Source organism: Cetobacterium sp. ZOR0034 (assembly GCF_000799075.1).
In the GTDB taxonomy this organism is placed as follows: Bacteria; Fusobacteriota; Fusobacteriia; order Fusobacteriales; family Fusobacteriaceae; genus Cetobacterium_A.
Map to the genome: position 1 here is coordinate 10,526 of NZ_JTLI01000053.1, position 11,982 is coordinate 22,507.

Genomic DNA, 11,982 nt, shown 5'->3' on the forward strand with positions numbered 1-11,982 from the left:
ATGAAATTTGAAACTCTGTAAAAAGAGTTTTTTTTATTTTTTGTAAAATTTTAATAAAATTAAAAAAGCCACTTTCCAGTAGCTTTTAATCATTTAAAATCAGTTGAAGAATAATGTCATCCAACTTATCTTTATTTCTTTTTATAAACTCATGAGCATCGTCACAAAGCTTTTCTATATTACCTTCTGATTTATTATCTAACTCTAAAGATCCTTTATATAATCTTGGATTTATTCTATAATAATTCCATTTATTTTTAGAAGAATCAAATATCTTTCTTAAAATAAAATCATCAGTGTTTGATTGAGCTGCAAATAGAATATCTATTATAGGCATAACCCACTTTGCTCCACCTTTAGTCTTTAGATGTTCATAATTTTTATATCCCTCTTTATGACCTGTACCAAGTGATATTAAAATCATATCATCAGACCCAGGAAATGATGGTTTATTATCCTTAAGATGCTTTTTAAAATCGATATTTCTAGCCTCTGCATATGCTATAAGAGCTGGATTGTTTGCAAAGATTCCTCCATCTATACAGTTGTATATATCATTGTTCAAAGATATAAGTCTTTTTGCATTGAAATAAACTGGAGCTGAAGAGGTAGCTATAACAACATCTTTTAATTTAAAGTTTTTTAAAGGTTTTCTTTTAGCGTTTAAACTATCAAAAAAAATCTCCTTAGCTCTAATAAGATCATAAGAAGTTGTCATGAAGGGTTTTATAGTGTCACTTAAGTTTATATCCCCGAAAAGAGACTCAGATAGCTCTTCTAAGGCTTTTGTGGAGTATTTAGGACGAAGGATTCCACCAAAAGATGAAACCCTTCTAATTATATTTTTATTAAAAATCTTATCTCCACAATTTTTATAAAGCTGTACAATTTCTTGTGCAGTATGATAATTAGGAGAGGTGTAAAGAGCACCTAGAATTCCTCCAGTACTTGTTCCAACAATTAGATCAAAGTATTCGTGAAGAAAGACCTTACGGTTAACTTTTTTAGAAATTTCATTTTCTAAATATTCACAAATTATTGCAGGAACAATTCCTTTTACTCCTCCACCGTCAATAGATAAAATTCTCAATTTTTTCATATGAATCACTATTTAATAAGAGGAGCTACGGCATTTTTAAATTGCCAGTTGTGGTATTCATCCCAGTCAATACTCCATGTCATAAATCCTTTAACATTTTCGTATCCTCTTCTTTGAACTTCTCTCCAAGCGTTAACGAATTCATTCATGTTAGCAGTTGCACCAGTACCAGCAGCACCTACTCCAGCGGGAACTCCGATAGCTAACATCTCTTCAGGGATAGGTCCAATAGGGAATAAAGTTGCCCATTCTCCTCCCCAAGCAGGACCATCATGTCCTTTGATAAGAGCTTCTGTAAACTCAGGAATGAATGTTTCTGGAGTATTACACATTACAGGTGTTCCGCTTCCGTTGAATGGATAAATTCCAGTACCAGGAGCGTTATAGTATTGTGGATGAATAGTAGTTATTAGATGTTTTGTTTTCTTGATTAAATCGATGTATAAAGTTCCAAATCCATCATCTATTAAATAAGCTACCTCAGGAGCCATTGAATATACGAAGTTAGGATCCTTAGCTCTAAAATGCTCAACAATCTCTTGGATAGCTTCAACAACATATCCAGTTCCGTTTTTAGCACTTTGACCTTCTAAGTCAACGTCAAATCCGTTGAATCCATATTCTTCGATTATTTGTATAACACCATTTTTGAAGATCTCTTTATCGCTATTAGATTCTAGATGGAACACTCCATTTTGTCCTCCAACAGCAATTATAACATTATGACCTTTTGCTTTCATTCTAGCAACTTTTTGCTTGAACTCTGCACTAGTTACTTTTCCACTTAATTCAGGATTGAATTGAGGAGTTAAGTAGTCATTAGAGTGCTCGATGAACGATACAACTATTGTATCGTATTCAGAAGGAACATCTTCTAAGTCGATATAAGAAGTTATGTTAGAGTTTCCTCCCCAAGATGACCAATATCCGATAAGTGATTTTTTACCAGTTCCAGTAGATTCTTTTTTAATACTTACTGTATTTGTAATGTAGTATGTTACTTCAGTTTCTCCTACTCCAGCAAAAACAAGTTGAATATCATTGCTACCTGTTAATAAAGGAAGTGTTGAAACAGCAATATTAACATTTAACATAGAAGATCTTCTTGTCAATTCAACAGGATTTAAAGACGATTTGAATCCATTTACATAAACAGCATACTCAGAATGAATATTTGTATGAGGTACTGATACAGTTCCTAAAAGAGTAGTTTCTTCGCCATTTAAGTAGATAGTTCCTACTTCAATAGCTCCTGTTATAGGTAATCTATCAGGGAAAGAAGCTGTAGGTGTTTCAGGGTCTACAGGAGGCTCAGGATCAACAGTTCCACCACCGATGATTTCTCCGTTAATCATAAGAGTTACAGGTTGACCGTTTAAAGTAGCGTTAGCAGCTATGTTATTATCGAAGTCAGCACCGTTTCCATTAATACCTTCTATTGTAAAACTTCCATTTGGTCCAAGGTTGAAGTGTGCAGCACCAGACCAGTCAGCACCAGAAGTAATAACTATTCTGTTTCCAACTTTAGAAGCGTTTATTTGCCATTGTGAAAGTCCAGATGCAGGTGAATCAAAACTTAATTCCCAATTTCCACCGAAGTTTTCGCTAGTGTGTGAAATTAATTCTAGATTAGCACTGAATCCAGTTCCCCAAGATTGACTTGATGTTAATTTTAATGTAGCTATATTATCAGTAGTTGGAGGAGGAATTACTTCCTCTTCGATAGTAGCTATATTAGAGTATTTTGTTATTTGCTCTAATGAGTTAGTACCAGTATATGAATAGATAGCTTCTACAACGTAATCTCCAGCTGTTAAAATGCTGTTGAATGTAACAGCCGTAGTAGGTGTAGTAGTAGTTCTTTGTTCAATAGTATTTCTAACTGAAGTTTTTAAGATATATGTAACTTGAGTTATTCTATTTTGAGGATCTGATACTAATTTAGAAATAACAGTAGCTTTTTTGTCAGCTGTAGTTAATTCAACACTTCCAATTGTTGGAAGTGTAATTTCAGGAATTTCAGGGTCTACAGGAGGCTCAGGATTTTCCACTTCGATATCTAAATCGAAGATTGTTTTTTCAACAGCAGCAAGAAGCTCTTTAACTTCGAAGAAGTAAATGATAGAAGACTCCATAGTTAAGCTGTTCATTTTATTTTTTAATTCAATTAATTGTATATTTAAAGCTTCAAGTTCATTAGAAGAATCAACAAACTTTTTCTTTAGATTGTTGTAGTGACTTAAAACGTTTGAAAAATGCGATTTAATGCTTTGTATTTCTAAAGTATTCATTACACACTCCTTGTTTAAAAATTATAGTGCAGTTTCTGACCATGCTTCATTTGATGTAGGTGGGTTATCCCATGCAGAAACATACCATCCGTTAACATAGTATTTTCCTTCGTAGTAAACTTTTGTATTTCCGTTTGGATATGTCATTGATTGATGCCAAACAGGAACACCGTTGTATATTCCACAATCTTGTGAAGGAACAAGATTAGCCGCGTTAGGGTTAATGTTATTATAAACTTGGAAAGCTTTAGAGAATGCTAACTCTTCTTGTGCTAATCCAGTAGAATCAGGACCATTAACTTCAGAACCGTTATTAGCTTTATCTCTATTAGCAGACCAGAATGTGATCATACCAACATTTTTTGTTTTACAGAATTCAAGAACTGGAGTAACATCTTCTAAGTAGAATGTATTGAATGCACCAGTATCGTTGATTCCTATCTCTGGACAGATACCAACCATAGCCCAAAGTTCATCATCAGTTTTTATAATTCCATTATTGCTATAAAGTGTTTTTAATTGTGATTGTAGGTTTGTCATAGCAGATATAGATTGCTCAGCCATATTACCAGCATAAGCTGATCCATAACACATAGCCATGATATTAACTCCTTCAATTTCAACTCCAGCTTTAATAGCGTCATCTAAAAGAAGTAATTCGTTTTGGTTTAATCCATAAGGCATAACTGGAAGTGTAAACCAAATTCCAACATACTTTCCTTCAGCATTTAGTTCATCTTGTAAAAGTTTTATAGCTTGGTGATTTCTTTTGTTAGCATCACAAGTTGTATTTCCAGAAGTACTATTGTGCTCCATATCAAAGTCAACTCTGCTTAAGTTCCAATTATCAATAATAGATTTATATTTATTTTTTAAGTCTTGGATATCAGTTATAACTTCATTTAAATATGGTCCGTTAAGTCCACCAAATGATATACAAACATCTCCACCCATTGATCTTAATCTTTCTATATCTTGCATAAGTCCAGCATTAGTTCCTTTGTTTCCAGGTAGGTTTAAGTTTCCTGCCCAAGCTGGATTTTTGTTAGAATCAGCAGTTATAAATCCTAGGTTATAGAATTGAACACCAGTTATTTTAGATTTGTCAGCTAAGGCAAATTTAAAATTTACATCATCTCTAGCAGCATCAACGAATGGAGCGAAGATTGCTCTTGGCCATTTTGTTGTTGGTGTAGGATTAGGGTTTGGCTCTGGATCAGGGTTAGGATTAGGATCAACAATCTCTCCTTTTATATTAATGATATTAGAGTTTAATAAAATTGTTCCAGTTTTTGATCCGATATCATATTTGCAGTTACAATTAAAGAAATAGTTTCCTTCAGTAACATCAGCAAATTGAATATGCTCAAATGGATTGTCTTTAACAACTGTTTCAACAGTTACATTACTTGTATTTTTTAAAGTGTATGTAACTTCAGTTATAGCAGAATCCATATCAACAATTTTAGTTAATAATCCTTTAGGTGTGTTACCAAAGTTTGTTAAAGCTGCACAACAGATAGTAGGCACTTCCTTATCAACTAATTGAATAGTTACTGTGTTTGATTTTATAGTTTTACTTTGAATAACTTCATTAGCACCATCGTAGTAATAAGTAGCTATAAAGTAGAAGCTTCCAGTATCTCTGAATTTGAAATCAACAGAGAATAAAGATTCAGGAAGAGCGATATGAGCTACTTCAACAGTTGATGTTCCAACTTCTTTATATAATTTATATTCAATGTTATTTAATCTTATTTCTGGATCTATGATATCTTTAAGAGTTCCAACAAGAGTGATTCCTGTATCCTCTAATAGTGCCGTATTAATTTCAGGAACAACTATTTCAGGAACTTCAGGTTCTCCTCCTTCGATGATATGCTCTAAATCGAAAATCATTTTTTCAACATCATAAGCTAAAGCTTTTATTTCATAAAATTCATTAATGCTATTAGTACTATTTAAATTATTAGCTAATCCGACTAAAGCTTCTAACTTATTTTTTGTTATATTGTATTCAGGATTTGAAGATACAATATCCATAATTACGTTCATGCTTGTTTGAAGAGTTTTAAATTTATCAAACAGAGATGAAATTTTAGTTTTTAAGTCACTAACTTGAAAATCTAGTTCGTTATTTGAGTTCAAAATAAAAAACCTCCTATTTTTAATCCGTAGAATAGTTTTAATTCATAATTGTTTTATTAATTTTATTTTTAAATTTTTAATTTCTTAAAACTTGTAAAAAAAGAAAAAATATTTCAAAAATATTTAAGTTTAATGATAAGTTAATCTATATTAGCATAAGTAGAATGAAATTTCAAATCAAAAAAAATTTAAAATAAATTAAACTAGCTAAAAATCTAAGTATAAGTGCACTTAATTAAAGGGATTTCATAGCTATAAAAAAATTTTTTTAAAATTATAGTTGATTATTTTTGATAAAAACTGTATTATGTTTTCATAAAAGTTTAAATACGTTTGATAAAAACAGAGAAAAAATATGAAAATATAATTCAAAGTATAATTAAATTATATCTAAAAACTATTATGTTAGATGATGATAAGTAAAATATTGTAGTTAAGATATTTTTATAATGGAAGGAGATAGTATGTTCTTTAATAGAAAAAATAAAGAGCTAAAGAAAGAGATTGCTAATCTAATTGCTATAAATAAGGAATATGAAGAAAAATGTGAATATTATCAAGAAAAATATTTACAAATAAAAACAGAATATGTTGAAGCTCTGAAAAGAAACGAAAATTTTAATAATGCATTTAGAGAAAGCTTTTCAGAATTATCTTCAAAATTAATATCAGTTGAGATTACACTTTCTAAATTAGAAGAAAGAAATACAGATTTTACAAAAACAGAAAATCTTTTAAGAAGATTTCAAGAACTTGAAAATGATTTGATAAAACTATCTAAAGAGATTTCAAGATTGTCAACATTTTTAGAAAAACATACAGATTTTAATAAAGAAACATCAACTTATCAAGGAAAACTTGAAAAGTCTTATAGAATGTTTAAATAAAAAAATTTACTAATGGAGGATAAAGTTACAAATGAAAAGAACGAATAATGATTTATTTCCTATTGTAGATAGAGAGCAAGAGTTTCAAAAAATATATAATAACACAATAGAGAAGGTTAATTACATAAATAGCAAATATGCTGAAAATCATAATGGAATAGAGTGCGAAGAGTTAGCTCCTTTAATTGAACAAATGAATGATTTTGTTTTAAATTTAAGCAGAGTTACAAAATTAGAAGAGTACTTATCTTTCAAACTTTTAGTACAAAAGATTTTAAGACTTTTAGGAGAGTGTGATCACGATGAAGTGGTACCACCAGTAGATCCTGAATTAGAGCCAGTTGTAATAAAGGCAATTTTACAAAATTTAAATAAAAAATTAGTAGGAGAGTTATTAACTTCTGAAAATGACTATTTAATAACATCAGTAGAGTATGAGCTATACAAAAATAATACAAGAGTAGAAAAAGTAACTACAAACTCAGCTTCAGCGGCAGCAAACTTTACATCAACAGAAGCTGGAAGCTACTACTTCTTAGCGAAATACTACTGGTCAGATAAGTATAAGCAAATTATGTCTAATACTGTGGTAATAGAAGATGAAGAGGTAATTCCACCACCAGTAGATGGGGAGTTCCCAGCAACATTACCATACTCTAACTTATGGGCACATACTGTAAATTCAAACGGAAATTATGAAATAACTTTAAATAATACTTGGGGAGTTATCGATAGCAGATTAGCTGTTTATTTAGATGGACAATTATCTGAAATCTTAGATACAAACTATACAGCTGCAAATAAAGGATCGGCTAAGAACGTTGTGTCAGCTTCTAAGTTCCCTTCAAACAAAGATTTAAAGTTTGTTTATAAAGTAACTTATACAAGAGACGAAAAAACTAACGATAAAGTAACAGTTTACTACAAGAGTACAACTGGAACAATAGAAATTGCAACGCCTGATGGAGGAGTTAAATATTGTAACTACCCAGAGTGGAACCCTGAAATTGAATATGGATCAGCAACTAATAAAATAGTTTATTATAATGGGTTACATTTCAGACATACAGGATGGGCTTCAAAAGGAGATAAACCTTTAGTAGAAGGATGGTCACCTTGGACAAAATTATCTGACTCAGAAGAGGCAGCTATTAATTGCCCAGGAAATCACCAAATGGATTCAGCAGGAACAGCACCTAACGCTCATTTAGAACCAATGAATGTTTCTAACGTAGAAGGATTAGGAACTCCAATGGAAAAAATGCACATAACTTATACTCCAGAGTGGGGGAAATGGGGAGGAAGAAAATATACTCCAAAGATTTCTCCATGGAACAAGATATCTCATATGCAATATGCATTCGTAGATGTAATCCCTGATTATACAGGAAACTTCTTCACAGATAAAGATGATATATCTCACTTAACAAAGTCAGCAGCAGATGCTCCAAATGGAACTAGCTTAAACGTATCACCAAATATCTTCGATCCAGGTGCAGCGTTCTCAGCTTACGGAGGAACAAATGCATTTATGACTGAGTACAACGAAATGTCTAAAAAATATCCATATGTTAAGCCAATCGCTTCACTAGGTGGATGGTCAAGATCTGCATTCTTCAGAGATGCAGCTCAACCAGGAAAAATCGATCACTTCGTACAAAGATGTATTGACTTTATAAGAGAGTTCAATATGGTTGGAATAGATATTGACTGGGAATTCCCTTGTTCAAGAAGAGATGCAGATTTAGTTGATAATAAAAACGACTTAGGAACTCCAAGAGCTCAAGATGACGAAGAGTACCTATTCACAAACTTAATGCAAGCTTTAAGAAAAGCATTAGACAAAGCAGGAGAAGAGGATGGAAAATACTACTTCTTATCATGTGCTATTGTTTCAGGAAAAACTCACATACTAAAGAGTGGAATTGGAGTATGGCATCCAACTTGTGACTTCATCAGTTACATGACTTATGATGTACATGGAGCGTTTGATCCAATTACAAACCACCAATCATACTTATTCCAAAATCCAAGTGAGCCATTAGCAGAAACAAATCCTAATGAAAATGCAATGTCAATAAATGATTTAATTCAATTTGTAACAACAACTTACGGAGTACCTGTAACAAAAATTACTGTAGGTTCACCATTCTACTCAAGAGGTTGGTCAGGAATCTTTAAACCAGCTTCAGGATGGGTAAATGCAAGTACACCAGGACTATACGCAAGAACGAATATTGATCCAACGGCAAGCGAAACAAAAGGATGTTCAGCTCCAGGAACAATGGATGGAGGAAGAGGAGCAGGAGTATTACCTCTAAACCATTTAAATAAATTAATAAAAGGTGAAAGTGTATCAGTTAGAACACTAGATATGAACGGACCAGCTAATCCACATGCAGGAACAGTATTAAAAGGAACAGACTTTAAATACTACTATGATGAGGCAGCTCAAGCTCCATACTTATACAATGAAACGGCAGGAATCTTCTATACATACGAAGATGAGAGATCAGTAGAAGTAAAATCTCAATGGGTAATAGATAACAACTTAGCAGGAATAATTTCATGGGATATCGCAATGGATGACTATGGAATCGATATGCATAGTTCGGAAGCTACATCAGCTTACCCATCTTTATACCAAGCAGATCACCTATTAACGTCAGTGATATTTGAAAAGTTCAAAGCGAACTCTTTAAGATTAAACTACTTAAATAGACTTGCTAGAAGATAATAAACTTAAAAAAATAGAGTGAACGATTGTTCACTCTATTTTACTATAAAAATAAAGACAACGGAGGGAGTATGTATCAAGAGTTAATATATAAATTTGACTTTTCTAGATTTAAAGTAGCGAAAGAGATTGAATTCCAAACAGATGGAAGAGTTGTAAATGCTACATTAAAAACAGAAGACTCTTTTGGAAATACAATAGTAAATGAACTAAAAAATATAGAGATATTAGATGGAAAAAATATTTTAAAATTTGATTTGTTCTATGGAGATAGTTGTGAATTGACAATCTTTGGAGAAGAGATATCTTACGAGAATATAGATGATATAAAAGTTAGAGAGATAGATCAATTACCATTTGTAGCAGGAGCAGATGCACCTAATGAACATATGTTAGAAAGAGCTATGGATAAAACTAAAATGATTGCTACAAGTAATTGTTCTTCAGTAGGAGATAATACTTGTGATAAAGCGTTAGATGGAAATTTAAACACATATTTTTTAAGTCAAAGTTATTCGGAATCTCAGAGTGGTGATTTTGTAGTTGATTTAGGAGAAACCTCTTTAATCAACGAGATAGAATTTACAACAAATAGTGATAATGATGGAAAGATAAAATCATACACTATTCTCTACAAAAGTTTTTCGGCAGACTCTTGGAAAGAGATTCATTCTTCTATAAATGATGAAGTTTTGAAGAAAAGTGTGACTTTTAATACTATTTTAGCAAAAGAGCTTTGCATAAGAGTTAAAGAAAGTGGAGCCAATAGTATATATATATCAGAAATTGGAGTATATAAATATTCTTCGCTAAAAGATGAAATTTATGGATTGTTTACAGACGAGGATAGAGATGAATTAGCTTCAGATGTAACTCAAGAGATGATAGTAGACTTACAAGAGAGAGTTATTTATACTGAAGATTATATGAGACTATTAGAACTTGCGAGTGATCTATATATAGAAAAATATTCATTATCACCAAAGATAATACAAATACCTTTAAAAGATGAAGCAGTGGTTAAGAGAGTTAGTTTCAAAGCCTCGCGAGATATGATAAAAAGTACTTTGAAATACACAGATTCTTTAGGTGTAAAGAGAGTAAAAAGATTATATTGGTACATTGAAAACAAGATAGATGGTGTTATAACTATTGGAGTTGAAGAGTTTGCAGGTAAATTAAGAGTTCATACAGATGATATTGAACTTTTAGTTTATGGAACAACTGATGCTGAGCTTGTAAGTTTTGAAACGTTTCCAATAGAAAGCTTCTCTTTAAAAGAGGAGATGGATAATAAGATAGATTTAAGCACATCATTCTTCTCGGAAAAATATCCAGATGATACTTTAATTATGAAGAAAGAGTATTTGATAGATGAGATTAGACTTTTAACAGATGAAGAGGTAAAAGTATTTATAAAAGATATAGGAAGAAGTACTCGTTTATCTTGGGACGAGGTAGCAGAAGTACAAGAATATATTGAGATTGGAAAAATAGAAAATAACTCTTTAAAGCTTCCAAATAGATATTTTACAACAGAGATAAAATTAAAAAGTGAGTCTGGAAAAAGTTATATAAATGGTATTGAAGTTTATCAATACAATAGTATCGGAGAAGAGGTTGAAGGTTTATTTAAGGATTCAACTTACAAAGAACTAAAAGAAACTGTTACTTTTGAACAGATTTTAGATGTTGAGTCTAGAGTAAAAGTAGATGGGAAATATATAGATAAAGTAAAACTTGCAAAAAGTCTATTTATTCAAAATAGTTTTACAGAGGAGATAAAATTTGAATTTTCTTCAGAAAGAGTATTTAATCAGATAAAATTTGTAACTTTAGAGCAGCCGTATAGAGTAGATTTAGTATATGAGAATCCAACTGGTGATATTCTAAGAAAGAATTGTGATTTTACAATAGATGATGAAGAGGTAACGGTAAGTTTCCCGAAGATTCACGCAGTAAATGCGAAGATGCAAGTTTCAGGATTAGAAAGGCTTTATAAACCAAAAGCAAATTCGTTTAGTATGAGCTCTTATGTTGTTGAAAATGATTCGAATGAAGAGTTTAAAGTTTTAGAAAATATATCTGAAGTTGAAGTAAAACAAAATGGTAGTTATACAGATTATTTTATCTCTTTAAATAAAGAGGAGCTAATTTATAAATTTAAATCTTTGACGAGAGCTAATATTTTTGTAAAAGATTTGTTATCTGGAAATTATATAGAGTTTAAAGAGGATGATGGTATTTTAAAATCAAAAGCCGGATACTTAATAAAAGACTTTATCTATAGAGTATATAATAACTTAGCAAAAGAGAGTGTGTTAGAAACTCTTAAGGCTTATAAAAAAAGTAAGGTAAAGATAGCAATAGATAATCTATTCCTAGATTCAACATGTACTAAACTCTCTGATTTTGTAACACTAGATTATATTTTAGATTTAGAAAAAATGATTGTTTCTTCGAATGAATATAGATTAAAAATTAATATCGCTAAAAGTTTATTTATAAATGATACAACATATTTAGAAGAGATAGTAGAAACAAATCCAAATATGGCAATCTCAAAGTTAATACTAAACTTTACAGAAAACGTTGAAAATATTTTTGAGTATCAACTATATACTAAAAATGTCTTTGGAGAAGAGATTGAAATAATTGATTATACAATAGAAAATTTTGATGATATGAAAGAGATACATTTAAGTTTTGATGAGATATTTGCTCAATCATTAAAAGTGGTATTAAAAATATCAGAGGCTGAGATTTGGAAATTTGCTGTGGCATACGAGGAATATAAAGAGCTAAATACAAAATAGAAGG

The 11,982-nt window shown here is 31.1% G+C and carries 6 protein-coding genes; 3 read left to right on the top strand and 3 right to left on the bottom strand.

Annotated elements, in window-relative coordinates; translation table 11 throughout:
* Positions 1-85 precede the first annotated feature (85 nt).
* Genes L992_RS10100 through L992_RS10110 form a run of 3 tightly spaced genes read right to left on the bottom strand, consistent with a single transcriptional unit; the run spans position 86 to position 5,538 of the window.
* Positions 86-1,099, bottom strand: coding sequence for a patatin-like phospholipase family protein (locus tag L992_RS10100; RefSeq protein WP_047396046.1), 1,014 nt, complete (start codon positions 1,097-1,099; stop codon positions 86-88).
* 8 nt (positions 1,100-1,107) lie between these two features.
* Positions 1,108-3,390: a glycosyl hydrolase family 18 protein gene (locus L992_RS10105; protein WP_047383279.1), complete on the bottom strand. Its 2,283-nt coding sequence runs from the start codon at positions 3,388-3,390 to the stop codon at positions 1,108-1,110.
* A gap of 21 nt (positions 3,391-3,411) precedes the next feature.
* Positions 3,412-5,538, bottom strand: coding sequence for a chitinase (locus L992_RS10110; protein WP_047383281.1), 2,127 nt, complete (start codon positions 5,536-5,538; stop codon positions 3,412-3,414).
* 464 nt (positions 5,539-6,002) lie between these two features.
* Between L992_RS10110 and L992_RS10115 the strand changes: the two genes are divergently transcribed.
* The 3 genes from L992_RS10115 (at position 6,003) to L992_RS10125 (ending at position 11,978) form a co-directional block, all read left to right on the top strand.
* On the top strand, positions 6,003-6,425 hold the full coding sequence (locus L992_RS10115; RefSeq protein ID WP_047383282.1) for a hypothetical protein: 423 nt from the start codon (positions 6,003-6,005) through the stop codon (positions 6,423-6,425).
* Between the two features lie 31 nt (positions 6,426-6,456).
* A complete protein-coding gene (locus L992_RS13170; RefSeq protein ID WP_052191762.1) occupies positions 6,457-9,162 on the top strand; it encodes a glycosyl hydrolase family 18 protein in 2,706 nt (901 codons plus the stop codon).
* Positions 9,163-9,233: 71 nt separating this feature from the next.
* The gene (locus L992_RS10125; protein ID WP_047396047.1) at positions 9,234-11,978 is read left to right on the top strand and encodes a discoidin domain-containing protein; all 2,745 of its coding nucleotides are present in this window, start codon (positions 9,234-9,236) and stop codon (positions 11,976-11,978) included.
* Positions 11,979-11,982 lie beyond the last annotated feature (4 nt).